38 protein-coding genes are annotated in these 26,478 nt (G+C 26.0%); 36 read left to right on the top strand and 2 right to left on the bottom strand.

The window, feature by feature from the left end:
• Positions 1–47 precede the first annotated feature (47 nt).
• Positions 48–638 carry a GNAT family N-acetyltransferase gene (locus tag CSGHG_RS02005; RefSeq protein WP_010292218.1) on the top strand — a complete coding sequence of 197 codons (591 nt, stop codon included), beginning with the start codon at positions 48–50 and terminating at the stop codon, positions 636–638.
• A 94-nt stretch (positions 639–732) separates the two neighbouring features.
• On the opposite strand, the gene CSGHG_RS02000 is transcribed toward CSGHG_RS02005, so the two are convergent.
• Together CSGHG_RS02000 and CSGHG_RS01995 are read right to left on the bottom strand one after the other, a co-directional pair.
• Entirely contained in the window at positions 733–1,170 is a 438-nt protein-coding gene (locus CSGHG_RS02000) for an ImmA/IrrE family metallo-endopeptidase (protein WP_010292216.1), read from the bottom strand.
• A gap of 23 nt (positions 1,171–1,193) precedes the next feature.
• Positions 1,194–1,634 (bottom strand): helix-turn-helix domain-containing protein, encoded by a 441-nt coding sequence (locus CSGHG_RS01995; RefSeq protein WP_010292214.1) that lies wholly within the window; start codon positions 1,632–1,634, stop codon positions 1,194–1,196.
• 224 nt (positions 1,635–1,858) lie between these two features.
• Between CSGHG_RS01995 and CSGHG_RS21640 the strand changes: the two genes are divergently transcribed.
• The 35 genes from CSGHG_RS21640 (at position 1,859) to CSGHG_RS01825 (ending at position 26,436) form a co-directional block, all read left to right on the top strand.
• Positions 1,859–2,716, top strand: coding sequence for a helix-turn-helix domain-containing protein (locus tag CSGHG_RS21640; RefSeq protein WP_010292213.1), 858 nt, complete (start codon positions 1,859–1,861; stop codon positions 2,714–2,716).
• 73 nt (positions 2,717–2,789) lie between these two features.
• Entirely contained in the window at positions 2,790–3,005 is a 216-nt protein-coding gene (locus tag CSGHG_RS24035; RefSeq protein WP_010292211.1) for a hypothetical protein, read from the top strand.
• Positions 3,002–3,244 carry a hypothetical protein gene (locus tag CSGHG_RS24030; protein WP_010292209.1) on the top strand — a complete coding sequence of 81 codons (243 nt, stop codon included), beginning with the start codon at positions 3,002–3,004 and terminating at the stop codon, positions 3,242–3,244. Before CSGHG_RS24035 ends, CSGHG_RS24030 begins: the two co-directional genes overlap by 4 nt.
• A 284-nt stretch (positions 3,245–3,528) precedes the next feature.
• Positions 3,529–3,975, top strand: coding sequence for a phage tail terminator family protein (locus CSGHG_RS01980; RefSeq protein WP_010292208.1), 447 nt, complete (start codon positions 3,529–3,531; stop codon positions 3,973–3,975).
• On the top strand, positions 3,950–4,114 hold the full coding sequence (locus CSGHG_RS23690; RefSeq protein ID WP_010292206.1) for a hypothetical protein: 165 nt from the start codon (positions 3,950–3,952) through the stop codon (positions 4,112–4,114). The genes CSGHG_RS01980 and CSGHG_RS23690 overlap by 26 nt, the downstream gene beginning before the upstream one ends.
• Positions 4,115–5,422 carry a phage tail sheath family protein gene (locus CSGHG_RS01970; RefSeq protein ID WP_010292205.1) on the top strand — a complete coding sequence of 436 codons (1,308 nt, stop codon included), beginning with the start codon at positions 4,115–4,117 and terminating at the stop codon, positions 5,420–5,422. It abuts the gene before it with no gap.
• A 6-nt stretch (positions 5,423–5,428) separates the two neighbouring features.
• Complete coding sequence (locus CSGHG_RS01965) at positions 5,429–5,890, top strand: phage tail tube protein (protein WP_010292204.1); 462 nt, start codon at positions 5,429–5,431, stop codon at positions 5,888–5,890.
• A 17-nt stretch (positions 5,891–5,907) separates the two neighbouring features.
• The gene (locus tag CSGHG_RS01960) at positions 5,908–6,321 is read left to right on the top strand and encodes a phage tail assembly chaperone (RefSeq protein ID WP_010292203.1); all 414 of its coding nucleotides are present in this window, start codon (positions 5,908–5,910) and stop codon (positions 6,319–6,321) included.
• A 259-nt stretch (positions 6,322–6,580) separates the two neighbouring features.
• Positions 6,581–8,638: a tape measure protein gene (locus CSGHG_RS01955; RefSeq protein WP_010292202.1), complete on the top strand. Its 2,058-nt coding sequence runs from the start codon at positions 6,581–6,583 to the stop codon at positions 8,636–8,638.
• On the top strand, positions 8,638–9,297 hold the full coding sequence (locus CSGHG_RS01950; protein ID WP_010292201.1) for a LysM peptidoglycan-binding domain-containing protein: 660 nt from the start codon (positions 8,638–8,640) through the stop codon (positions 9,295–9,297). Before CSGHG_RS01955 ends, CSGHG_RS01950 begins: the two co-directional genes overlap by 1 nt.
• Positions 9,298–9,311: 14 nt before the next feature.
• Positions 9,312–10,283: an XkdQ/YqbQ family protein gene (locus CSGHG_RS01945; RefSeq protein ID WP_010292199.1), complete on the top strand. Its 972-nt coding sequence runs from the start codon at positions 9,312–9,314 to the stop codon at positions 10,281–10,283.
• Positions 10,284–10,285: 2 nt separating this feature from the next.
• Complete coding sequence (locus tag CSGHG_RS01940; RefSeq protein WP_010292197.1) at positions 10,286–10,618, top strand: DUF2577 domain-containing protein; 333 nt, start codon at positions 10,286–10,288, stop codon at positions 10,616–10,618.
• A gap of 1 nt (position 10,619) precedes the next feature.
• Positions 10,620–11,042: a DUF2634 domain-containing protein gene (locus tag CSGHG_RS01935; protein WP_010292194.1), complete on the top strand. Its 423-nt coding sequence runs from the start codon at positions 10,620–10,622 to the stop codon at positions 11,040–11,042.
• Positions 11,035–12,129, top strand: a complete 1,095-nt coding sequence (locus tag CSGHG_RS01930) for a baseplate J/gp47 family protein (RefSeq protein ID WP_010292191.1) — start codon at positions 11,035–11,037, stop codon at positions 12,127–12,129. Before CSGHG_RS01935 ends, CSGHG_RS01930 begins: the two co-directional genes overlap by 8 nt.
• On the top strand, positions 12,110–12,730 hold the full coding sequence (locus tag CSGHG_RS01925; protein ID WP_010292188.1) for a putative phage tail protein: 621 nt from the start codon (positions 12,110–12,112) through the stop codon (positions 12,728–12,730). The genes CSGHG_RS01930 and CSGHG_RS01925 overlap by 20 nt, the downstream gene beginning before the upstream one ends.
• A 6-nt stretch (positions 12,731–12,736) precedes the next feature.
• Positions 12,737–14,515: a phage tail protein gene (locus CSGHG_RS21635; protein WP_010292186.1), complete on the top strand. Its 1,779-nt coding sequence runs from the start codon at positions 12,737–12,739 to the stop codon at positions 14,513–14,515.
• Positions 14,516–14,622: 107 nt separating this feature from the next.
• A complete protein-coding gene (locus tag CSGHG_RS01915; RefSeq protein WP_010292184.1) occupies positions 14,623–15,009 on the top strand; it encodes a hypothetical protein in 387 nt (128 codons plus the stop codon).
• Positions 15,002–15,148 carry a hypothetical protein gene (locus tag CSGHG_RS23685; RefSeq protein WP_162829340.1) on the top strand — a complete coding sequence of 49 codons (147 nt, stop codon included), beginning with the start codon at positions 15,002–15,004 and terminating at the stop codon, positions 15,146–15,148. The genes CSGHG_RS01915 and CSGHG_RS23685 overlap by 8 nt, the downstream gene beginning before the upstream one ends.
• Positions 15,149–15,538: 390 nt before the next feature.
• Positions 15,539–15,985 (top strand): HIT family protein, encoded by a 447-nt coding sequence (locus CSGHG_RS01905; protein ID WP_010292182.1) that lies wholly within the window; start codon positions 15,539–15,541, stop codon positions 15,983–15,985.
• A 256-nt stretch (positions 15,986–16,241) separates the two neighbouring features.
• A complete protein-coding gene (locus tag CSGHG_RS24530) occupies positions 16,242–16,370 on the top strand; it encodes a hypothetical protein (protein ID WP_268869833.1) in 129 nt (42 codons plus the stop codon).
• A gap of 40 nt (positions 16,371–16,410) precedes the next feature.
• On the top strand, positions 16,411–16,911 hold the full coding sequence (locus tag CSGHG_RS01895; RefSeq protein ID WP_010292179.1) for a hypothetical protein: 501 nt from the start codon (positions 16,411–16,413) through the stop codon (positions 16,909–16,911).
• 151 nt (positions 16,912–17,062) lie between these two features.
• Positions 17,063–17,971, top strand: coding sequence for a class A beta-lactamase (gene bla / locus CSGHG_RS01890; protein ID WP_010292176.1), 909 nt, complete (start codon positions 17,063–17,065; stop codon positions 17,969–17,971).
• Positions 17,972–18,235: 264 nt separating this feature from the next.
• Positions 18,236–18,436, top strand: coding sequence for a BhlA/UviB family holin-like peptide (locus tag CSGHG_RS01885; protein ID WP_010292172.1), 201 nt, complete (start codon positions 18,236–18,238; stop codon positions 18,434–18,436).
• 13 nt (positions 18,437–18,449) lie between these two features.
• Entirely contained in the window at positions 18,450–18,647 is a 198-nt protein-coding gene (locus CSGHG_RS01880; protein WP_010292171.1) for a hypothetical protein, read from the top strand.
• A gap of 2 nt (positions 18,648–18,649) precedes the next feature.
• Complete coding sequence (locus tag CSGHG_RS19585) at positions 18,650–19,435, top strand: N-acetylmuramoyl-L-alanine amidase (RefSeq protein WP_010292169.1); 786 nt, start codon at positions 18,650–18,652, stop codon at positions 19,433–19,435.
• A gap of 175 nt (positions 19,436–19,610) precedes the next feature.
• Positions 19,611–19,949, top strand: a complete 339-nt coding sequence (locus CSGHG_RS01870; RefSeq protein ID WP_026022186.1) for a hypothetical protein — start codon at positions 19,611–19,613, stop codon at positions 19,947–19,949.
• A gap of 5 nt (positions 19,950–19,954) precedes the next feature.
• Entirely contained in the window at positions 19,955–20,347 is a 393-nt protein-coding gene (locus tag CSGHG_RS01865; RefSeq protein WP_026022185.1) for a hypothetical protein, read from the top strand.
• A 159-nt stretch (positions 20,348–20,506) separates the two neighbouring features.
• Positions 20,507–20,758, top strand: a complete 252-nt coding sequence (locus tag CSGHG_RS19580) for a hypothetical protein (RefSeq protein ID WP_010292167.1) — start codon at positions 20,507–20,509, stop codon at positions 20,756–20,758.
• Positions 20,759–20,931: 173 nt separating this feature from the next.
• The gene (locus tag CSGHG_RS01855; RefSeq protein WP_010292164.1) at positions 20,932–21,216 is read left to right on the top strand and encodes a hypothetical protein; all 285 of its coding nucleotides are present in this window, start codon (positions 20,932–20,934) and stop codon (positions 21,214–21,216) included.
• A 516-nt stretch (positions 21,217–21,732) separates the two neighbouring features.
• Positions 21,733–23,796: an ankyrin repeat domain-containing protein gene (locus CSGHG_RS01850; RefSeq protein ID WP_010292162.1), complete on the top strand. Its 2,064-nt coding sequence runs from the start codon at positions 21,733–21,735 to the stop codon at positions 23,794–23,796.
• A gap of 308 nt (positions 23,797–24,104) precedes the next feature.
• Complete coding sequence (locus CSGHG_RS24525) at positions 24,105–24,239, top strand: hypothetical protein (RefSeq protein ID WP_268869832.1); 135 nt, start codon at positions 24,105–24,107, stop codon at positions 24,237–24,239.
• Positions 24,240–24,316: 77 nt separating this feature from the next.
• On the top strand, positions 24,317–24,925 hold the full coding sequence (locus CSGHG_RS01840; RefSeq protein ID WP_010292160.1) for a hypothetical protein: 609 nt from the start codon (positions 24,317–24,319) through the stop codon (positions 24,923–24,925).
• Positions 24,916–25,551, top strand: a complete 636-nt coding sequence (locus tag CSGHG_RS01835; RefSeq protein ID WP_010292156.1) for a hypothetical protein — start codon at positions 24,916–24,918, stop codon at positions 25,549–25,551. Before CSGHG_RS01840 ends, CSGHG_RS01835 begins: the two co-directional genes overlap by 10 nt.
• 160 nt (positions 25,552–25,711) lie before the next feature.
• Positions 25,712–25,828: a helix-turn-helix transcriptional regulator gene (locus tag CSGHG_RS19575; RefSeq protein WP_010292153.1), complete on the top strand. Its 117-nt coding sequence runs from the start codon at positions 25,712–25,714 to the stop codon at positions 25,826–25,828.
• Between the two features lie 182 nt (positions 25,829–26,010).
• Positions 26,011–26,436 carry a hypothetical protein gene (locus CSGHG_RS01825; protein ID WP_147582075.1) on the top strand — a complete coding sequence of 142 codons (426 nt, stop codon included), beginning with the start codon at positions 26,011–26,013 and terminating at the stop codon, positions 26,434–26,436.
• The last annotated feature ends 42 nt before the right edge of the window (positions 26,437–26,478 follow it).

Genomic DNA, 26,478 nt, shown 5'->3' with positions numbered 1-26,478 from the left:
ATTTATAGAATATTCATAATTTTATTTTTGAAATAGGAGATATAAATATGTCAAGTTTAATTAATAAAAATGTATTTAAAGTCTATAATCAAGATATATTTTTAAGGGATGCATGTGTTGAAGATATAGATGATTATATAATTTGGAACACAAAAGAAGTTGAATGGCAAGATTGGGATGCTCCTTGGGAAAAAGAAGAAAATGTAAATATAGGCGAATTAAAAATTGAACTATCAAAAAAACTAAACAAAGATTTACCCAAAATACGTAGTAGATTAGAGGTATGTTATGTTAATGGGGAACACATTGGTTGGGTTTCATCATATTTTATTGATGGAAATAAAACAAAGTTTGCAATAGGAATTGATATTGTAAATAATGAATTTAGAAATAAAAAGTTGGGTGAAGCTGCATTTTCATTATTTATTTCTTATGTATTAAAATCAAAACAATCATTAGATATATACACACAAACATGGTCAGGAAATGAGAGAATGATAGGACTTGCTAAAAAATGTGGATTTAAAGAAGTAAATAGAGAAATTAATATTAGGAAAGTTAGAGGAACCCTTTATGATGGATTAACCTTCAAATTAAATAAAGAATTATTTTGGAATAGGTTCAAATATTTAAAATAAGGTTATTTGCTTTAAGATTAGAATATAAAGTTAAATATATTTTAAAGGATGCTGTTTAGCATCCTTTATTATTTATCATAGAAATAAATTTAACTTATAATAAATTAAATTTAAGATTTATATATTTACGATTGATACCTTCACAATCAGCTATAGTTTCAATGCAAAAACCTTCATAGTTATTTAATAAATTATCATCTATTAATAATTCAGCAGCAAATTTATCTGCCTCACTTTCAAATTTATTTTGATAAAAAAAAGTATTTCTTTCTAAAAATAAGACATTTAATTTATAATGAAAGATTGCATGGCCTAGTTCATGAGCACAAGTTAATAATTGTGATTTACTATCTAACCTAGAATTAATATGAATAATTTTATTTCTTGGAGCATATTGAAAAAAACCATTAATGTTTGAACCTAAGTCTCCAAAAATAACCTTTACATTTAAATAATCACATAATTCAAATGGATTATTTGTTTTATACTTATTTTTTAAATACAAAACTTTTTTCTCAATAATTCTATTCAAAACCCCTCATCCCTTCAGACGTATTACTTCTTATACTTTTTAGGAGTATATTTTTCCTTATTTACCTTTTTAGCATATTCAAGACCAGTTTTTATAGCAGTCTTGATAAACTCCCAATCATCTGCGTCAACTGGATTTCCAGAAAGCATAAGGCCATCTTCTTTTTCTAATTGAGCTAAAGTTTTTTCTAAATTTTTTTCAATATCCTTTTTATCCTTATTTGTTAATTCAACTTCAGTATCAGATTTTAGTTTATTTTTTTCATCAATTGAAGAATGAAAAAAATCATTTACTGATACATTTAAAGCTTTAGCTAATTTCTCTAATGTAGCTGTTGTAGGGTTTACATTGTCGTTTTCAATGTCGCTTATTGTGGATTTGCCAACATCACTTAGTTGAACTAAATCACGAATAGTTAAGTTTTGTTCTTTTCTAATGAATTTAAGATTTTTGCCAATACTCAAAATTAATCACCTCATTTTGCAGTGTACGATATACCGTACATATATTATAACATTTTGTACGGTAAAGTAAACATAAATTAAAGAAAATAAAAGAAAGTCCGATTAAACGGAGAATAAGCACTATATTTGTCCGGAAAACAACTATATTCTGTATTGAAAAATGTCCGATAAAAAGGTACTATAAGTGCATAGGTTAGATTATTAAATACTAAGGGGGATGTGATGTGACAACATTTAGAGTTAATAAAAAAAGTAATTATACAGTTGTTGATAACTGCTTTATAGATGATTCAAGACTAAGTCTTAAAGCAAAGGGGTTAATGGTTATGTTTTTAAGAAGACCAGATAATTGGATTTTTTATTTATCAGAGCTAATTGAGTGTTGTAAGGATGGAAAAGACAGTATGGGAAGTGCACTTAAAGAATTAGAAAAGTGGGGATATATTACAAGAAAACTTAGAAGAGATTCTCTGGGAAAATTATTGGGTGGATATGATTATGTAATAGAAGAAGATCCGAATATTAAAGGGAAAAAATCCGAAATAAAAGAAATTCCAAATGGAGAAAACCCGAAAGTGGAAAAGTACTTAATAGGGAACCTACCTAATAAGAAAAATCAGAAACTATTAAATACTAATACAAATATAAATACTGATTTTAATATAAATACTAAAATTAGTACTACTAATAGTAATGATTTAAAAAGTATTTTTGAAAGTAATATATGCTTGTTAAAAAAGACTACAGAAATTCAATTTGACAGATATTTATTTGAATATGATTATAATTTTGTGAAAGCAGTAATTCTTTATTGTGTAAGATGTAAAGGTAAAAGTTTTGCGTACTTTAAAAAAACGATAGATAAGTATATAGATATGGGAATAACTACAGGACCAGAATTTTTAAATCAAGTTGAGAAGTTCATAAAAGAAAAATATAGCAATGTTAAAAATAAAAGTGGTTTTGTCAAAAAAGATGTAAATGCAGATGCATTTAATAACTTTGAACAAAGAAAATATGACTTTGAACAATTAGAAAAAGAGTTATTGGGCTTATCATTTGGAAATATAGATAATAATTAATGTAATTAAAAAATAAAATGAATATGTAATTTTAAATTTTTTATATAAATGGATTTAAGGTGGGGTATAAAAGATGAGTATAAGTAAAAATAATATATGTAAATTAACTGAAGAAGTGTTAGCTAACTACAATTCCATAAAAGCTGAAATAAAAAATATTGAATTAGATATAGAAGAAATTGAGTCAGAGTATGAAGGTGTATCAGCAGTTTCTTTTGAGGAAAAGACAGGAAAAACAAATAAATTCAATTCTAATGTGGAAAATGAAATATTAAAAAAGAAAAATTGATAAATAAGCTTAAAAGAGAAAAGGCAAGTAAAATAAGGTTAATAACTAAAATAGATAATTCATTAGAGGTTTTAGATGAAACTGAAAGAAAGGTAATAGAATACAGGCTTATAAAAGGATATAGTTGGATAAAAGTTAGTACATTATTAAATATTAATAATGATTATTGTGGTAAAATCAAGAAAAAAGCAATAAATAAAATTTCAAATAAAATATGGGTAAAAGAACAATATATTTAATAACAAAATTTCAAAAATAAAAATAACGGAAAAATAACTGATTAAAGTCATAAAGGTGACGTGAAAAGTTATATATCCATGTGTTATGATAGTATCATAGAAAAAATAAACAATAATTAATAAAAACATAACTTTAGTAAAAGCACTTATTTAGAACTTAAGTGCTTTTTTTATGTTCAATATTAATAATATAAGTTTTCATTGTAATCATAATTAAAAAAGTAATAAAATAAGTAATTTTATTTATAATGAAAGCTTAAATAAATGTTAAAGGAGGTGATAATATGACTGGTATAAATGAATTTAAGGTTGCAATAAATCAAATGTTAAAAAAAGAATTTCCTAATATAAATATATATGATAAAGATTTAAAGCAAGGTTTTGATAAACCTTGTTTTTTTATTAAAGTTTTAAGTTCATCACAGGTTAAAGAAATTAACAGACGATATAAAAGAAGTATTTCCTTTGATATTAATTATTTTAGAGATGAAGGAAATGTAAATTTAGATTACGCATATATAGTTGATAAACTATATGAAATATATCATTACTTAAAGGTTGATGAGAGTTTGTATAGGGCAACTGATATGAAACATGAATTTATAGATGGACAATTGCATTTTTATTTTAAAATTAATTATCACATTATAAAAGAAATCGAAGAAATTTCTAAAATGAATAATTTAAAAAAGGAGATATATTTAAATGGAAAAAGTCACAATGAAATTTAATAAAGATCAAATAATAGGGTCAAACAAATTTAAAACTATAGAAAAAGATATATTGAAAGTTGTATTAGAAGATAAACAATATAGTTTAGAGGAAGCAAATAAAATTTTAAATAAATTTAGAAATGAAGAGGTGAGATAAATGGCAGGAGGAACATGGACAAAACAAAACAAAATTAGACCAGGAGCATATATTAATTTTAAATCTAAAAAAAATGATGTAAATTCAATTGGTGAAAGAGGGGTAGCAACAATGCCTCTAACATTGCCTTGGGGGATGGAAAGACAAGTGCTTGAAATTCATAGTGATGATGATTTATATAAAAAAATAGGAATCAATATAAATGATGAAAATGCATTACTTATTAGAGAAATATTTAAAAGAGCTAAAATACTTTTATTATATAGGCTTAATGAAGGTGAAAAAGCTACTGCGACATTAGAAGAATTAACAGTTACAGCTAAATATAGTGGAACTAAAGGAAATGATATTAATATAGTAATTCAAAATAATATAGATAACGTATCTAAATTTGAGTTAATAACTATATTTGAAGGAAATAAAGTTGATAGACAAATAGTAACAGACATTAGTGAGTTAAAATCAAATGATTATATATGTTTTAAAGGAACTGGTAAGTTAAAAACTACAGCAGGATTATCATTAAAAGGTGGTACTGATGGTACTGTTACTAATGAAGATTATGTAGGTTACCTATCTTCTGTAGAGCCATATGATTTTCATGCTATGGGAATAAGTACTAAAGATTCTACTATAAAGGCAGTAGCTACAACATTTATTAAACGATTAAAAAGTGAAGGCAGACAAGTGCAATTAGTATTAGAGAATTATCCAGAAGCAGATTGTGAAAATGTACTTAGTGTAAAAAATGGAGTAATTCTAAATGATGGGAGAGAAGTCCATTCAGAAAAAGCAGTAGCTTTTATTACAGGTGCTACTGCAGGAGCAAATGTAAATCAATCAAACACTTATCTTAAATACAGTGATGCCATTGATGTAGATATTAAGTATACTGACAGAGAAATAGAAGCAGCTTTATTAAATGGTGAAATAGTTTTTACTATTAATAATGGTACTGTTGTTATAGAACAAGATATAAATACATTAAAAACATTTACTGAAGATAAGAAAAAAGATTATAGAAAAAATAGAGTTATAAGAACATTGTTTGAAGTAAATAATGGCATTAAAGTGTTATGGGATAAAAACTATATAGGAAAAGGCAATAACAATGAGGATGGTAGGTCATTATTTAAAAAAGATGTAATTAAAGCATTAGAACAATTGGAAAAAATTAATGCTATAGAAAATGTAGAATCAGAAGATGTAGAGATTAAAAGAGGAGAAGATAAGGATTCTATAATAGCAAAGGTTAAAGTACAACCGATAGATGCTATGGAGAAATTATATATGGACGTGGAGGTGTAATAAAATATGTTTTTAGATTTTAAAGATACAATAAGTGGACAAGAAGCAAGGGCATATGCAACTATAGATGGAAGAAATGAAGATTTATTTTATATAAAAAAGCTTGACTCTAAAATTGAAAAAGAAAAAAGTGAAGGAAAGACATTAGGTAAGAGAGGAACTCAAACTAAGGCTAAGGGGTATAAAGGTACAGGTACATTAACAATTTATTATGTAACTTCTTTATTTAGGGAACTTATGCTTAAATACATGAAAGAGGGTATAGATACTTATTTTGATATAACAGTTATTAATGAAGATCCAACAAGTTCTGTTGGAAAACAAACAGTTGTGCTAAAAAACTGCAATTTAGATGAATGTCCTATGGCATTATTAGATGTAGACTCAGATTCCTTAGAGGAAGAAGTTGCATTTACTTTTGATGATGTAGATTTATTAAGCAAATTTAATAAGCCAGTATTAAAATAAGAGGAGGAATATAAAACATGAAAAATTTTGAAGACTTTTTAATGGAAAGTTTTGAGGAGACATTAGAGGTGGAAAAGGAAATAACAATGGGTGGTAGACTAAGAAAAATGAAATTTAAACCAATAACTGCACCATTGGGAGATGAGATTAGAAGGAAATGTAGAAAAATTACTTTTATTAAGGGTCAAAAAATATTTGAAACAGATCAAGATAAGTTTATATCAAATTTGATAATTGAAACTACAACTTATCCAGATTTAAAAAATGCTGAATTACAATCATCTTGGGGAGTAGTTGGTGCAGAAGAGTTACTTAAAGCTATGAAATTAAAAATGACTGATGGTGAGTATGCTGAATGGTCTACCATTGTGAGTGAAATAAATGGATACAATAAAGGCTTACAAGAATTAGTAGAAGAAGCAAAAAACTAATTAAGGAGGGTGACGGTGAAGCAAATTATGCTCATTATGCTCTCCATAAACTAAAAATTCTTCCTCATAAATTAATGAGTTTACCAAGACAAGAAAAAGCTTTCATTTATGCTTCAATAGATATAGTTGTTGAGAAAGAAGCAAAGGAAGCCAAGAAAATTAAGAAAAAATAAAAGTAATATTAGATAAATATATTAAATAATTAAAAGCACTTACTTTAATGTAGGTGCTTTTATTATTGGTGAAAAGAGGTGATTTAATGGAAACAGTAGCAGTTACTTTGAAAATCTTTGATCAGATGAGCCAACCAATTCAATCTATAATAGAAGAATTAAATTTAACTATATTAGTGATGGATAATTTATCTAATATTATAGGAACTAGTTTAACTATTTCTTTTAAAAAAAGTTCAAATATAATTACTGCATTAACTGAAAAAGTTAAAGGACTTATTAAAAGTTTCTTTAGCTTTGAAACTGTTAAACAAGGAATGCGGATTACTGATGATTATATAAATCAAAATTCAAAATTAGGATTTGCTAATGATGGAATGCAAAGTCAAGCTAAACTTCAAGATAATGTATATCAAGCAGCTCAACGTTCTAGGGTATCTTATGGTGAAATGGCATCTTCAGTTTCAAAGTTGGATTCATTACCAAAAGATACATTTTCAAATAATACAGAAGCAATAACTTTTGCAGAACTAATGAATAAATCATTAAGAATGAGTGGTGCAACTTCATCAGAATCTAATAGTAGTATGGATAAAATTACAGAGATAATGGCTAAAGGGAATTTACAAGGAAGTGATTTTGATGCAATAGCTCAAAATAATCCCATAGCAGCTAAAGCAATTGAAGAGTATACAGGTACATCTATAACTGAATTAAGCAAGATGGAATCAAGTGGAACTTTAACGGCAGATATTATAAAAAATGCATTATTTACTGCATCAGATGATATTAATGCTAAGTTTCAAACTATGCCACAGACATTTGATGATATATGGAATAGTATAAAAAACAAAGCTATAACACAATTTGGAGACATAATGAATAAAGTTAGTCAATTTATTAACAGTGATGTTGGAATAGGGATAGTTGATGGAATAGTCAATGCAATAGGTATATTATCCGTCATCATTAGTGGAGCGATTGATTTGGTTATTGCATTTGCAACATTTTTTATAGAAAATTGGAGCATGATAGTACCTATTATTTTAGGTGTAATAGCAGCTCTACTTGTTTATAACGCAACTATGGGGATTGCCTGGTTAACAACACTAAAAGATGTAGCTGTAAAGATTATGAGAGCAATAGCCTCAGGGATAGAAACAGCAGCTATAATCGCGCTTATAATTGCACAAGATGGTTTAAATGCAGCAATAGCAGCATGTCCTATCACATGGATTATTATATGTATAATAATATTAATAACCCTTTTTTATGTAGCAATAGCAGCTATTAATCATTTTGCAGGTACTTCAATAAGTGCTACAGGTTTAATTGCAGGAGCATTTATGGCTGCAATCGCATTTATAGGAAACTTATTTGTAACATTTTATAATTTAGTTATAGATATAATAGTTTTAATCTGTAACCAATTAGCGGTATTTGCAGAGTTCTTTGCTAATGTATTTAATGATCCAATAGGTTCCATAATTAGACTATTTGCAGGAATGGCAGATACTGTGCTAGGTATACTTAGCGGAATTGCATCGGCAATTGATACAATATTTGGTTCTAATCTTGCTAGTGCTGTAAATAGTTGGAGAAGTGGACTTAGCAATGTAGTTAATAAGTTTGTAGGAAATCCTAAAGTTAAAGTTTCTAGAATGGATTCACAATCAATGCATTTAGATAGATTTGAATATAAACAGTTTTTTAATGCCGGATATAATGCAGGAGAAAAATTTGAATCTAGTATTTCTGATAAATTTAATGGATTAGGCGAAATAGGGAAAATGCCAGATGTTTTAGGAAAAGAGTTTTTAAACGGTGAAACTATGCCACAAATTTCCCCAATAGCCCAATCACCAGTAAGTGGATTAAATGATAATGCAGGAAAAGGTATAAATCAAGCCAATGATCATCTTAAGAATATTGATGATAAAATAGATATTTCTAATGAATATTTAGAAATGATGAGAGATTTAGCAGAAGAAAAAAGTATTTCTAATTTTGTTACATTAACACCTACAGTTCAAGTAACTACTGGAGATGTAAAAGAGCAAGCTGATATAAATAAAATAATTTCAGCAATAGAAAATTATATGGAACAAGAATTAGAAAATAGTGCAGAAGGGTTGTATGCATAATGTATAAAATGTATATTGGAATTCAAAATGGAGAAGAAGGCTTTATAATTCCAGTGCTCCCAGAAAAAATAGAAATAAATGAAGATGGTGACAACAAAACATATGATGTAATAAACTTAGGAGAAGTAAGTAAAATTAATAGTCCTAAATTGACAGAAATAAATTTTGAAAGTTATTTTCCATTAAATAATGGACCATATGTAAGCTCGGAACAAGTATTTGAACCGAGTTTTTATATTACTAAAATTAAAGAGTGGAGAGAGAAAAAACAAAAGTTAAGATTTATTTTAGTTGGTGGACAGTTAGAAATAAATGATTTATTTACAATAGAAAATTTTAAATATGAAGAACATGGTGGAGAAATTGGAGATATTTATTATTCAATAGAGCTTAAAAGATATAAAAATCATGTAGCTAGAAAAGTAGTAATAGTAAATAATAATTTATCTAAAGCTAAATCAAATAAAGTTAAAACAAAGTCTATTAGAAATACAGATAATAAAAAAGTAAAAACATACACAGTAGTTAATGGAGATACACTATGGCATATATCTAAAAAATTTTTAGGTGATGGTAATAGATATAAAGAAATAGCAAAGTTAAATAACATCTCTAACCCTAATTTAATATATGTTGGACAAGTTTTAAAACTTCCATAGGAGGCAAAATTGATATGCAAATACAACTATTAATTGATGATAAAAAAGGAAATATATTTGATATATCTGAACTTGTTAAAGAAGTTATATGGAAGACTAAGCGAAAAGACGGGCCATCAAGTTTAGACATAGAATTTATAGAAGATAGTTTATTTAAAATATCCAATGGTGATGTTGTAAGATTTAAAGTAGATAATAACAATGTATTTTATGGTTATATATTTAAAAGTAAAGGAAATAGTAGTCCTGAAATAAAAATAACAGCTTATGATCAAATTAAATATTTAATGTACAATGATGTATATGTTGGAGTAAATAAAAAAGCTAGTGATATAGCAAAAGAAATATTTAAAAATCTTAGCCTAAAGGTTGGGACTATTGAGGATACAGGCTATATAATACCAACTATTCAAGAAGATGATAAAAAGTATTTAGATGTTATTTATAGTGCATTGGATAAGACAGTTTCAGCTAATACTAAGACATTTGTATTATATGATGAATTTGGAACCTTGAACTTAAGGGATATAAATAATATGAAACAAAAGCTTGTTATTAGTGATGATAGTAATCTTGGAGATTACGATTGGGAGAATTCTATTGAAGAGAGCTACAATAGAATAAAGTTTGTAAAAGATAATGAAAAAAAAGGTGGAAGAGATGTTTATATTGCACAAGATAGCAATAATATAGCTAAATGGGGAAGATTACAATTATTTAAAAAAGTTGATGATAAGTTAAATAAAGCACAAATAGAAGAAATGGTTAATGGAAATTTAAAGCTTAAAAATAAAGAAACTAAAAAATTAAGCCTTAAAGATGTAATAGGTACTGATACAACTTTAGATTTGAAACTTAGAGGAGGATCAGGTGTATATGTAGATATTAAAAAAAGAGATATAAAACAATACTACTTAATTGAAGAAGCAACTCATAAATTTTCAAAGGATGGTCATATAATGGATTTTGATTTAAAGGTGGTGTAATTATGGGAATGATACAAACCATAAAAAAAGCTGGAGTAGATGCAATAAATGCAAGTAATCCTCTTAATATTGAGTTTGGCATAATACTAGATTCTGATAATTTAATCATAAAAGTAGAACAGAAAAAGACTTTATCTAAAGAATTTTTTATAGTTCCAGAAAACTTACAAAGATATGAGATAAATTTAAATCATAACCACACATATAGTAATGGTACAACATCTAATAGTCTAGAGAAAGTAGTAATAAGAGAAGGATTAAAAAATGGAGATAAAGTTGTATTACTTAGAATAAAGCAGGGAACTCAATATTTAATATTAGATAAGGTGGTGTAATATGAGTGAAGTAAGTATATTACCACAGGAATCAATTATATATGATTTTATTAATATAGAAGATGAAAATAGTATATCAACAAAAACATATAAAATAAAAGATGAAAGAATAGTTGGTTTTTGTGATGGAATAGAGGCATTAAAACAAGCTATAGAATTAATATTAAATACTGAGAGGTATGAATACACAATCTATAGTTGGAATTATGGAAGTGAGCTTAAAGAAATTATTGGACAGGATAAATTAATAATAGAAAGCGAATTTAAACGTAGAATAAAAGAAGCTTTACTTGAAGATGATAGAATAAAAAATGTAGATAATTTTGAATTTAACTATGAAAAAGACAGTGCTTTAATAAAGTTCACTGTCTTTTCTATTTATGGAGAGTTTATAGAAAGTGTGGTGAAAAAACCAATTGTTTGAGGCGAATACAGAAGAGATTATATTAAACAATATGTTAAATAAAATACCAGACGATTTTGATAAGAGCGAAGGCTCAATAATATATAATGCCTTAGCTCCTGCAGCTCAAGAATTAGGAAGAATGTATTCAGATATGGATAGATTTTTAGACTATACATTTGCAAGTGTAGATATGCCAATAGAGTTTTTAAATTTAAGGGTTGCAGAAGAGGGAATGAAAAGAGAAGTAGCAACATGCTCTATAAAGAAGGGGTATTTTTATAATGATGAAAATATTTTAATAGATATACCTTTAAATAGTAGGTTTTTTATAGATGATTTTATTTTTATTGCTACAGAAAAAATATCTACTGGAATTTATAAAATGAAATGTGAAAGTACAGGGGAAGATAGCAATTCTATATGTGGAACAATGTTACCAATAGAATATATAGAAAATCTAGCTATATGTAATTTAGGCGAATTAATTATTCCAGGAGAGAATGTTGAAACAAATGAAAAATTATTTAAAAGATATATTACACATTTAAATGAAAAAGCTTTTGGTGGGAATGTAGCGGATTATAAAGTTAAAGTTAAATCAATTGAAGGTGTTGGACCAGTTAAAGTTTTTCCAGTCTGGAATGGTGGGGGTACTGTAAAAATAGTGTTTTTAGATAGTGCTTATAATACACCAACTGTTGAATTAATAGATATAGTGCAAACTACTTTAGATCCAATAGAAAATCAGGGAAAAGGATTAGGAATTGCACCGGTTGGACATGTAGTAAAAGTTTTAGGCAGCAAAGATGTAGAGATAACTATTGAAACAAAGCTGTTACTTAAAAGGGATGTTAATATAGGACAAGTAGAGGAAGAAATAAAGACTACTATAAAAGATTACTTCTTACAATTAAAAAAACAATGGGAAGATGAAGAAAATATAATAATTAGAATCAATCAAATAGAAGCTAGAATATTAAATATAGATGGTGTTGCAGATTTATTTAATACAAAAATAAATGGAAAAGAAGAGAACTTAACTTTAGATGAAGAATCTATTCCTAATTTTAAAGAGGTGGTACTAAGTGAAAAAGAAATTAATTGATTTTTTACCATCAAAAATAGCAAATATAGCAGAGTTTAAAGAAATTATGAATGCTGAGGATATAGAGTTTGATTCAATAGAAAGTATGCAGCTTAAGATTTTAAAAGAAAACTTTATAGATACAGCTACTGATTATGGAATCAGTAAAAGAGAAAGCTTATATAAAATAAAACCAGACAAGAAAAATGAAAGTTTAGATTTTAGAAGGCTTAGACTTAAAAATAGAAAAATGGATAAAATGCCTATAACTCACAGAGCTCTTGAACAAAAGTTGGAGACTTTATTTGGTGAAGATAATTATAAAGTTGAAGTACAAAATGATGATTATCTTGTTAAAGTGTTTATAAATACTTTTGACTGGAATGCCTTTAATGAAATAACTGATAACTTTAGAAATATAATTCCCTGCAATATGATATTGAAATCATCATTAGTACAAAAAATTAAATCAAATATATATTTTGGAGCTTGTACAACTATAGGTGAAGAATTAACGATTTATCCTTGGAGTCCTAAAAGTATTGAAAGCAAGGGAACTGTTAAATTCGCACTTGGAAGTAATACTGGTGTAGAGAATATAACTATATATCCAAAGGAGTGATAATTAATGTCAGAACAGTTTTATACAATACTCACAAAAGTGGGAAAAGCTAAAATAGCAAATGCAACTGCACTTGGAACAAAGGTTAACTTTTGTAAATTTCAAGTAGGGGATAGTAATGGAGCATATTATAATCCAACAGAGGAACAAACAGAACTTAAGCATAAGGTATGGGAAGGAAATATAAATAATATTAGGGTAGATGATAAAAATCCTAATTGGATAATTATAGAGGTAATACTTCCTAGTGAAATTGGTGGTTTTACGATAAGAGAAGCAGCAATACTTGATGATGAAGATAACGTAATAGCTGTGGCAAAATATCCAGAAACATATAAACCACAAACAAAGGATGGAAGCAGTAAAGACATACTTATAAGAACAATCTTAGAAGTAAGCAATGCTAACTCTGTAACACTTAAGGTAGATCCTACTGTTATATTAGCTACTAAAAAAGATATAGAAGTATTAGAGCAAAAAATTAAAAATATTAAAGTTCCAGTTACTAGTGTAAACACTAAAACTGGAGATATAGTTCTAAAAGCAGAGGATATAAATTGCAATAATGGTAAGTCAGTTGAGTCGCATTTGGATGAAATAACGAAAAAACAAGAAGAGGTTTTTCAATCTGTCAGTAGTGGAAAAATTAAAGTAGCGGGTGCCATTACTGACAAGGGCATAAGTACGCTAGCTAACGATACATTTGATGTAATGGCAACTAATATAAGAAAAATAAAAACAGGGTATAACAGTGGGGACAATATACCATTAGATAAATTAAATATAGAATATACCAGAGATTCTGATCCGTTATTAATAAAACAGAAAGGAATTGGTTCTAGTATAAGAAATTTAACTGAAGTGCAAATATCTCAAGATAGACAATATGCATATTTTCGTTATTATGATACCTGGGGTTATTGTAATTTATTAATATATGATATAAAAGAGAATAGTGTTGTATATAGCATAACAAAAGATGATGGTATGTATTTTACAGTGGTAGATACTTTTATATTAATAGCTTATTATGATAGGAAATCAAAAACACCATATATAGAGAAACGTAGTCTTAGCGGTTCTTCAATATGGAATAAAAAATTAGAATATCCATCTGAGAAAATGTTTGTAGATTATTATAATGATAAAATTTATTCACCAAGATGTCTATCTGGCGGTCAGGTGCAGTATATAGATGTATTAAATCCTTCTGGTGCATTAATTTCTACGATAGAGGTTATTAATGCAAAACCTAGTTTAAGTTCAAGTGGAATCTGTGCTGTTTATAATAATAAACTTTATTATAATAGATTTACTGAAATATATAATTTAAATAACGATAATATTATTAAAGAACCTAATGAATTATTAGATTATGGATTAGACATTATAAGAGAAATTGAACAAGGAAAATATTTATGTAAAAAATTTGATAAAAAATTATATGAATATAATTTAAAAAATAATACATTGGTAAAATCTTATGATATGGGTGATTATTCATATAAACATGCAGATATTGATAAAAAAAATGAATATATTTATTTTTTACCTACTAATAATAATGGTTACACTAGTGCAATTGCAAAATATTCTATTAAAACAAATTCTTTGATTTATAGAAAAAGTTTAATAGGTAGTGAATCAGAATCATGTGCTATAGTTGTAGAAAATGAAGGAGATATATATAAATTTACTCATTATACCTCAGATCCTGTTATTATGCAATATGCGGAAGAAAGAAAAATTTTATCTTCTATATCAGTAAAACAACTCTTAATCTAATGTCTACAAGTTTATACGCAACTTATTATGAAGAAGATAAAGTTATTAAATCGGTATCTATAAAATAACACAAAAATAATTTAAAAATGTAGGAGGAATGAATAAAGATGAATTCAAATAAAATTTTTATAAGTCAATTTAAATCGACAGATGAAGAAAATATATTTATAATAGGGTTCACACACTATTGTCCTTTTCATGAGGAAGATGGATTAAATAAAACTGAAGAAGAATTATTACAAGAAGGTGTCTTAATAAACAAAGAAGACGTTCCAGAACCAGAAAATAGAGAAGGTTACAGAGCTGAATTACTTTATGATAAGAGAAACAATAATCTTGTATACAAATACTTTGAAATTAATGAAAAGGACTTACTTCATCCTGAATCAGTAGAACAAAAGGAAATTAGAGAATTGAGGCAAAAAATTGAAGAGCAAGAACAAGCTATCTTAGAATTAACTTCAATGATAACAGGAGGTAATGCTAATGCTTAAACTTAATGAAAATAGTGGATTAGTAAAAATTTGGGCAAGAAATATAAAGGAAGGAAATATTACAAGAGAAGATGTACCCAATTTAAGCAATTTAAGAGAAATGGTATTTAAGGTTTTGGATAATGATGTTACATCTTAGATAACTAAGACGAACTAAAAAATAATAATTAAAAGGCAATATATAAGGACCAACAAGGTTCTTTTTTATTGCCTATTTCTATATAGAAATAGCACTAAATGCAGTAAAAGGGGTAAATAAAATTAATAATAGAGATAAAATATTAAAAATTCAATCAAAAAGTTTAAGTTTGCTATTTATATAAAAATCTGGGATAATATGATAACTTGGACAATAAAAATAAGGAGGAAAAATAGTGAACTTAGGAAAAAATTAATGAACTTGGAGAGCTGGAAAATGAACTATAAAAATTAGAGAAAATTTACAATGCTAAATTCGGAAATAAAAAATTAAAAAATAGATAATTTGTCAATTGACTATAATTAATAGTCTTTATATGGGGGATGTAAAATGAACTGTAAAATGTGTGAAATGCAAAAAAATATTAAGGATGATCCATATTTTATTATGGAACTTGAAACAGGATATGTAGTTTTAGGATGGTTTCAAAGGTTCAAGGGCTATACCCTTTTCATTTGTAAAGAGCATGGTCCTGAATTACATAATTTAGAACTATCTTTTAAAATTAAACATCTTGAAGAAATGTCTATAGTAGCTGAAGCTGTTTCTAATATGTTTAAACCTGACAAGATGAACTACGAACTACTTGGAAATGGGTGTCCTCATATTCATTGGCATTTATATCCAAGGGTAAAAGGTGATACACCTATAGTTAGCTCAGTATATCAATTGTCAAATGAGGAATTGTTTGATGAATCTACAAGACCTGATGAGGAGCAAAGAAAAGAATTGAAGGAAAAGATTAAAAATGAAATTATGCGTATATGTTCAAAATAAGCATTAAGTAAATTAATTGTGTGATATGTAATAATTAAAATAGAAATATGTTTTATGTAATATTTATTATTAAATTATGTATGCTCAGGTAATATTGCTTAAATAGTATGTATAATACAAAAGTGTAATAGCAATGTTACTTCACATGATCCGAGAAACCTTAACTTGGATAATAGAAAAAGAGATTACTTTTCTATTGTCCATTTTTTATATAAAAATTAAGACAAAGTAGGGACTAGGTGATAGTCTTTTTATTTTGTCTATTTTTAAATGTTATATTGTAGCATTTAGGATTATAACTGATGTAACTAATCCAGATTATAGGCAAGTAGTAGAGGACTATATATTGATGCATAGTAGTATAATAAAAAAAGTTACAAAATAGTAAATTGTGTATACTATTTTATTTAAATGGTGTGGTTTTGATGATAATAAGTAAGGCTTTATTAGATGGTATAATAATTTCAATTGTTATATGTGTTTGGATTTCAGTGATACTAAAAGTTAATCCAAGGTTTGAAATGAAAAGTTATCCTTTAAAGATTGTTAATAGTGTTGAAAAACAAACAAAGAATGAGAAAAAGGGATTCTTAATGATGGCTCTTCCAATGTTGATATTAGTAATGCTTTACCTTATATTTTCTACTTTTTTTTCATATAAGTATGTCAGTATATCTTATTTAATATTATTTTTACATTTGTTTATTGTTTTTATGATATGGAATGCCTTTGATTTAATTATTTTTGATTGGTTAATTTTTTGCAAAATTAATCCTAATTTTATGATATTACCTGGTACTAAAGGACATCCTGCTTATAAGGATTATATGTATCATTTTATAGGATTTTTAAAGGGGATAGTCTTATCAATAGCTGGATCAGCAATAATAGCTGGAATAGTTTTCTTAATAAAATTTATTGTGTAGTATATTTTCATTTAACGATGTAAACTTAATTTATGTCGCTTTTGATAACTAATACGTATTTATAAGTATATATTTATACTTATAAATGGTTGTGAAAAAGGTATATGGAAAATATTGTAGTATAATATCCTTGAAAGGGGATTGTTTTTTTATGATTAAAAAGAAATTTAAAATTGTTATAATTACTCTACTTGTAATTGCTTCTCTTGCTAGCTATGGAAGTTTAACAACTCAAGCATCTGTAAATAAGAGATTTGACACACAGTATAATTCAGAATTTTCACAACTTGAAAATGACTATGATGTTAAATTGGGTGTATATGCTTTAGATACAGAAACAGGTAAAGAAGTTATATATCGTGCAGATGATAGGTTCGCATATTGTTCTACTTTTAAGGTTTTAGTAGCAGGTTCTGTTTTGAAACAAGATACATTAGAGCAACTTAATCAAGTAATTAAATATAACGAAGAAGATGTTATTTCTTATTCTCCAATTACTAAAAATAATGTTGAGGAGGGTATGACAATTGAGGAGATATGCAAAGCAGCATTACAATTTAGTGATAATACAGCTGCAAATCTCTTGTTAAATCACATAGGTGGAGTTAGTGGTTTTAAATTAGCACTTAATCAATTAGGGGATAATGTTACACAACCAGTGCGTATAGAACCAGAATTGAATGAAGCTATACCTGGAGATACTAAAGATACTAGTACACCAAGACAGTTGGCAATAGATTTGCAAGCATATACAATTGGAAATGTATTAACGGATGATAAGAAAAAAATTCTTATTGATTGGATGACAGGAAATACAACAGGTGATACATTAATTCGTGCAGGTGCACCAGAGAATTGGGTAGTCGCTGACAAGAGTGGAACTGGTCCTTATGGAATAAGAAATGATATAGCGGTAGTGATGCCACCAAGTAAAAAACCTATAATTGTTGCAATATTATCAACCCATGATACAAAAGAAGCTAAGCATGATGACAAATTAATTGCTCAAGCTTCTAAAATTGTATTTGATTTTTTTACAACAATTGAAGATAAGAATTAAGACAAATTTGTTTATATGACAAAGAAAGAGCACTACTTAATAGTGCTTTTTCTTTTAAAAATAATTCACATTGCTAATTGATAACCATTGTGTATAATTGATAACCATTGAGAAAAGTTAAAAACACAGGTTTTTAAATATTTATACATATTTTAACAATTACATAACTAATATTAAATAACAATAAGTAGTTAAGGCAATAGATTGGAACCAAAAAGGTTCTTTTTTATTGCCTATTTTTTCTTATATAAAAGGTGGTGTAATATGGATGAATTAATTAAAGCAGCATTAAGTCAAGGATTAGGATATGGGCTATTTGTTTTTCTACTATTGTATGTACTCAAAACAACAGGGGATAGGGAAAAAAACTATCAAAATACAATTGATAAACTTGCAGATAAATTTGGAGTAGTTGAAGATATAAAACAGGATGTTGAGGATATAAAAAATAAAATATTTAAATAGGGAAGTGGTGTAGATGGAGCAATTAAAAAACATGTTGCAGATTAAGAAAATTATAGCATTATTAACTACTGTAGTATTTTGTATATTGGTACTTAAAGGTGGAATAAGTAGCAATGAATTTTTAACTATATTTTTAATGATAATAGCATTTTATTTTGGACAAAGTTCCACTAGACAAGCTATAAAAGAAAATAATAGGGACGGTGAATAAATATGAAAATAGGAATTGATTGTGGTCATACCCAATATATAGGAAGTTATGATTATGGAGCAGTTGGGATAAGACCAGAAAGTGATTTAACTAGAGAAGCTGGTAATTTAGTAATATCAAGACTTAAACAATTAGGACATACAGTTATTAATTGTACAGTAGATACTTGTACATCGCTAAATGATAGTTTAAGTAGAAGAGTATCAGTAGCAAATAATAATAATTTAGATTTTTATGTATCTATTCATTTTAATTGTTTTAATAAAAATGCTCATGGAACAGAGGTTTTCACATATGGTGGGAAAAGTTATAAGCAAGCCAATGACATATTAAATAATTTAGTTGTACTAGGATTTACTAATCGTGGCATAAAAGATGGTAGTGATTTATATGTAATAGGTAATACAAGCTGTGAAGCTATGTTAGTTGAGGTATGTTTTTGTGATAATTCAAAAGATATGTCAATATTTAATGCTGAAAAAGTAGCTAATGCAATAGTAAAAGGATTAACAGGTCAAATGGTTGAAAATAATCCAATAAAATCTCATAGAAATGTAGTTGTATATGGTAATGATGTAGATAAAAGAGCAGCAGAATATTTAAATGATTGGTTGAATGTAAATAAACAAGATTCTATTTTAGCCCATAAAAAGGATTATAAAGTTGGAATGGGAAGAAGTGTTTATGCAGTTGGTGGTGGATTAGATGATATAAAGGCAAATTTATATTTAAAAGGTTCAGATAGATTTGATACATTAAAAAAGGTTATCAAAAGAATAGGTTTATAATTATTGAAGGTAGTTCTTAGGAGCTACCTTTATTTTTATATCTTAACATATAATTTGGAGAGAGTATTATATGTATTGGATTTACTTTCCTTAAAAAGACTGAAATTGATTTGCCACACAGTTATTATAGATGATAGAATTATTAAAAAAGGCTATAAATAAGAGGAGTGTAATTGTGGGATTTTTGAGTAATTTATTTGGTAAAGATAAAACTGAAAGTTTAAAATATGACAGAGATTTTATTATAGATTATTTAAATATAGATTATAATACAACATTAAAGGATGCAAAAGTTTTGTTTCCTTCAGATAGTAATCAAATAATAATTAATAATGAAAGTATGTATTTAGATTCAAGTTACATAGAAGAAGTTGGATATAGTAAAGATGGTTTATATAGGAAGATATTTACTAGAAAATTTGCATTTTGGATAACTCCAAGTGATTATAAACATTTCCTAAATATAATTAAAGACCGTGAAAAGCAATATAAAAAGAAAAAGAGGAAGATTTAATAAAATTGAAGCAAATATATGAAGAAGAGCTTGAGTATGATAGTATTGACAACGATATATATAGATGTTGTATTGTAAATAAAAGTGAAAATGATTTGGGAAACATTAATTGTGGAGGAAATAGGAAAAAGTTTTTAGAAATAGAAGAACGTATTTCAAATATATGCAGTGAGAATGATGGAAGATACTATAAAACTCAAGCGAAAAATGTTAAGTTTGCAATAATATTCGCTTGCAATTCAAGAACAGCACAAAATGTAAAATATCTTAGAGAAAAAGGTTATAAAGTAACTAGTTTTGACAATGTTTTAAAATTTTTAAAATTAACAGAACTATGGGATATAAATAAAATGAATGATGAAATCAAGCGAATAAATGAAGAAATAAAGTTGTTATAAATTATATATTAAATATAATAAATACAATAAATTATTAATAGGTGATGTAGAAATTTAAATATAGTATTATAGATATGGAATAGATAGTGTAATATAATTACTAATTTCATATCTTTTTTTATATACTATAAGTATAAATTATGTAGAGGAGAGTAAGTATTGAGAGTACAAGATGTAAAGTTAGAGAAGAAGCAAAGAAGATACTTGTTAGTTGATAATACTGGACTACCTATAATACCAGTAGCAAAATATTTAAAGTATATTTATAATAACGAAAAGACATATTGCTATTTTAAAAAACTATATTTTGAATATCTTAGAGAAACAGGTGTAGATTATAAAAGTGTGAATATAACATATTATCTGACTTTGAAGGATGGCTTAGAAACCCTTATGAGAGTAATAAAGTAGTTAATATAAATCCAATCAAAGCAAAGAGAACTTAAAGAACAAGTGAAAATTAATTATGCTGATATCTATAAAAAATTATGATTTCATGGGAATTATGTTATAATTATACATTATAATTAATTCGCAATTGTAAATTTATACGAAATAAATAAAAAAATAATGGAGGTAAAAATGTGTGGATAGTATTTGGTGGGATTGCCCTAATATCTACTTTTGTAAATCTTTATATGTATAAAGTAGGAAAGAATTATAAACTTGCTATGGCAATAGGATTATCATTTACGGCATTGACACTTTGTTCAGAATATACACTTGTATCTGGATGGGTAAAAGTGAATGACTGGACGGCTTTATTAGATGTAGTTCCTTATATGGAAACTGCATTATGGATTTTAACTATTATATCTATTGTACTTAATATAACACCTATACTTTTAGAATTGAAAAATAAAGAATAATCGCTTTTAAATTATATATACTATACATGTGTAATATATTATAAATATTATTTTTTCAAGTTTCTTTAAAATTACTCTTGATAAAAAAATACCTTGCCTGTTTTTCTTTTTTGGAGACATTAAGAATAAAAGAATATATTTATGAAAATAGTTTTTTATATTTAGTAGTATAATCTAAATTACGATGCTATTAGACGCATTAAGCGCAGTAATTATGGCACAAAAAAACAGTGTCCTATGATGAATTTGATTTTATAAACAGTGGATTAAAAGCAGAGAAGGTAATTACTATAGGATGAAAGGTTGGGTTTAATAGATATACAAGTTTTAAAGATGCAGCAAGTTTAGTCTGATTTAAAGGTAGTTCTTAGGAGCTACCTTTATTTTTTATATGTAAAATTAAAAAATGTCAAATCACGTTAGATTTATTCTAAGTTTGTCGAATTTATGTACAAGAACTATTTAATAAGTTAAAATTTTATATGAAATATAAATTTTTACATAAAAGGAGACAATATGGAAGGTTATATAATTTTATTTATTATAATTGATGGAGTGTTAGCAATTTTGCCAGCTAATGTTGCCAAAAGAAAAGGAAAGGATTTTGCTGCTTGGTATATATATGGATTTTTTCTTTGGATTATAGCTATGCTTCATGCTATATCATTACCAGAACAGAATATTTATAACTCCAATATAAGTAGTAACGATACCACAAATAATTTAGAATTTAAAGTTTTAAGTCATGGAAATTTAGAAAATAATATTGATTTAAATTCACCAGTTGAAGTTTTAGAATGGGATATTCTATCAAAAAATGATGGTAATATATATTTTAATATTTTATTTAGAAATTTACATCAAGGAATAATTTCAGCTATAAAATTAGAGCTACAAGGTTTAAATTCATTCAATGAGGTAGTAAAAGTTGAGGGAAAGGATACTTTTACATGCTATATACAAGATCTTGATGGACAATTAGGATGTAAATTTAATAATAGAAATCCTGTACTGTTACCAGAAAAAGATATCAGAAAATTAAATATTTCAATAAAAGAAATTGCTTTTATTGATGGAAATTTTATTTACAAAAACAAGAAAAATGAAATAGAAAGAGAAATTGGATGTATAACTGAAAATGAAGAATTGATGATATTAAAGAAACATACTAAAACAGGGGTTTGTTATGCTAAAGAAGAGAATAATTTATGGATTTGCGTATGTGGAAGACCTAATTATGAGAATGTAAAAAAGTGTGTACGTTGTAATTTAGATAAAGAATATGTATTTACGGAATTATCTAGGGAAAAAATTCTTGAAGAGATTGAAGAACAGAAAAAAATTGAGGCAGAGGAAGAAAAAAATAAAATTTTAAAAGAGCAAGAGTTTGTAGAGAAACAAAAAAAATTTAGAAAAAGAAAAGTTATATATATGAGCAGTTTTATAGTAGTATTAGTTATAGTTGCACTATGTTCTAGATTTTATAATAAATTAGAGACTACACCATTAACAAAGTTTGTTAAAGATGGAAATATGAAAAAGACAGAAATGTCTATAAAACTTGGAAATGATATTAATGAAGTTGATGACAATGGTGATACACCACTAAATATAGCGATAAAAACTAAAAATATTGGAATTGTTAAGAAGATTATATTAAATGGGGCAGATGTAAACAAAGAGGATGGTAACGGATATACTCCTTTTAGTATTGCTAATAAATTAAAAGAAAAAGATATAGAAAAAATACTGATAGATAATGGTGCAAATGGGTTTATAGAAGAAGATATTAAATTAATTATTAGCGATGGAATATATAAACAAGACAATGAAGATTATTTTAAATCTATTGTATCAAATAAATGTGAGATAACTTCAAAAGTAAGAAATTATTATGAAAAAGGAAAGGATACAAATAAAAAACAATATTATTTCCCGTTAAATGGAAACGAGTATATGTATGATGGGGAAATTACGGATAATTCGTTGAATGGAAAAGGAATATTGTATAGTAGATCATATGGTAAACATGGAGGATTTACTAAACAATATGAAGGAGAGTTTAAAAATGGAATATTCAATGGAAAAGGAAAAGTTTATTGGTCTTTAAATTATACAAATGGAAAGGACATAGTAGCAATAGAAGCAGATTTTGTTGAAGGTAATATCTATGGAGATTATAAAAGGTTTGATAGTTCTGGGAATGAATATGATACAGGAGTAGCTTATAATGGTGAAGTAACAAGCTATAATGCAAAAGAAAATGTTAAAGAAATAAGTGTAAGTAATCAAGAAGAAACAACACAAGCAAATACTAATCAAGCAATCTTAATTAGTAGAGAAGAAGCTATGGATATTGCAAATACTAAACTAGGAGGGTATATGTATATAGCCAAAGAAGGAATTATAAGCTCAGATTATTTTATTGTAGATGAAAATATATATGGACACTTAGGTTATTTTATGGTAGGAGAAGGTGGAAATGCAATATTGTATGTTATTGATGCAAATACAGGGAATGTATATAGTGCTGGTTTGAAAACGGATGATTGGAAACAAACATTAAAATTATATAAATAGATAGCTAATATGATTGCTTTACAACTAAATTTAGATATTTTTTTATTCTAAAGTTTATTAATTAAGTCTGATAGTTTTATAATCTTAGAATTATTTTTAATGTAAATAGAAATATTATGTTTCAAATCCAAAACTCCTTTTTATTTAGATAGTATTAAATATTAATATTTTTAGTTAAAAATAGTCTAAAAATTAATTGATAGGATATTTTTATTGTAAAAATAATTCTATATTTGTCGAAAATATGGAATTATAAGCATTGTTAATATATAGTTTATATGTAAATATAATATATATGAGTGAGAGAGTTGAAAAGAAAAAATATAAAAGGGCTATTGTCTCTTTTAATAGCATATACTTTAGATTTTAGTTCAACATCAATAGGGACTAATGCAGAGCAAGATGTTGAGAGTATATGGGGTATAGATATAAAAATTACTTAGTATGATAGTCATCTTAAATAATTTTTCAGTATGAGATTATAAAACATATGATATACACATGAGAAAAGAGGAAGAATATGATAGAAAGTATTAAGTCAATGATAACTAATGACAGTATACAAGTAATTTCAATAATTATGCCAGTATGGATAACATTTAGTATATACTTATTTAACTATTCATTAAAATGGAGTTTTGGGAAAATAGAAATAGAAAATAACGCAAATGATAAGTTAATACCCTTATTAATTAGCATTATATTTATATTTTTTACATTTTTAGGAGGAAGATATGCTTATAGTTTAAATAATAATTCAACAACAGATTTAATAGCAATATGTTCTTTACTAGTAATGTTAATAATATTATTAGTAATATATTTTAATAAACTGAATAAATCAAATAAAATTTTAGTATGTAAAAAAACGTTAGGATGTAATCATATATGTAAAATTGCATTTATATTTATAATGAATATTATCGTAGGAATTTTTATAGGGTTTGATGCTATATGTATAATTAAAAGTTCAAAAGATTTACATAGTATAATTTTTTGTATAGGTTCATTTATTTGGATATATTATTTGACTTTAATGACATCAGGATTAATATTTTGTGAAACTATTTTAAGTACATTAAAATTATACGAATTAGAATATAATGAAGAAAGTATACAATGTTATTAATTGGGGTATTTAATGATTTTTTAAAAATTAAAGATAGTAAGTACAATATAAGATTTATTAATAAAGATCAAATAAAAGAAATTAGGGAAATAAGTACTGTGGATGTAAAAGATAATCAAAAATTTAAATGGTTTAAAAAGTTCATTTGGGGTAATGAATATGAAATGCAAAAAGAAATAAAAAAATTATCCAAAGGTAATAAAGAGAATATTAGGATAACTTATAATAAAATATATAATCATTATAATAATAGCGAATATGAATTAGAACAGTATATTTGTAGAAGACAAAAATTAGATATTAAATCTAATGGAAAATATAATTTAATTTATGGAATAATGGGTGGTTTGATGGTGACTATAGGAACTGGAATAAAGAATAAAAGTAATATAGTAATTGTTGTTACTATACTTACAGGACTTATTATGAATTTTATATTTTTTAGACCGCGTTATAAATGTATAAGAAAAGATTTTTTAATTACTAAAGAGAAAGAAATATTAGATAAAAAAATAGATGAACTATTGAATTTGAATACTTCTTTGATATGTAAAGAAGTTGAAGAAAATGGGCATTTGGTAAAAGATAAAAATGAATTATCTAATAATAAAGAAAATATAAATTAATATATAGTATATATTTAATAAATATATACTATATATTAATTTATATAAAGGAAACTAAACCCATATTATAGATACAAAAAGTGATATTGTAGCTGTTAAAAATGAGCTTAAACAAATTCCTATACGAGATTATATGATGTATTAAAAAGAATTTTATACAATGCTAGGAATAAGTAAAAATACTTATAGTCAAATAGAAAATAACAAACAAAAAGGTAATATAGAAACAGTATTAAAAATATCTAAAGCTCTTAATCCACCAGTTGAACAAATATAGTTCATTGGAGAATAAGAGTTTTTTATTTAGAAATTATATAGAGGGAACCATTATGGATACTTTTGTAATTAGAAATGTAATAAAAAGGACTATATAGATTATTATTGAATAATAACTGTAAGTGTAAAAATTACAACAATGAGAAGAAAATTTAAAATTATAGATTGTTTTGGAGGGGGAAGATGATGAAAGACATTAAATTTTATACCATCTTACAAGAAGAGGTTAGTAATGAGAAATACAATAAATATCGTAGACGTATTGATGATATAAAAGATAAATATAAAAATGAGCTAAGTTTTGATTTGGAAAGAATACAAAAGGAAAAAAGAAGGATAGAAATGAAAAAACAATACGAAGAAAATCAAACAGTAATGGGATATTTAATTACAATAGTTGTATTTGTAGTTGGAATTGTTTTAAGTAATATTCCAAAAGGAAACAATGAAAAGTTTTTCTTTGGAATAATTATAATATATGGGTTAGCTATAATTTTATTTTTTGGATATTTCTTTATTAAAATAAATGAAAAAATTAAAATATATAGTATAATAATAGAAGCACTTATTGAATTAGAACAAGAGACGCAATCTATACAGAATGATTAAGGTAAAGAAAAGAATAATATTTAGGGAATTATTAAAGGTAAA

Origin of the sequence: Clostridium senegalense JC122, from assembly GCF_000285575.1 — a bacterium.
Taxonomy (GTDB): domain Bacteria; phylum Bacillota; class Clostridia; order Clostridiales; family Clostridiaceae; genus Clostridium_J; species Clostridium_J senegalense.
Note: the sequence above shows the minus strand (reverse complement) of the source record. Positions and strands in the feature narration are given on the sequence as shown.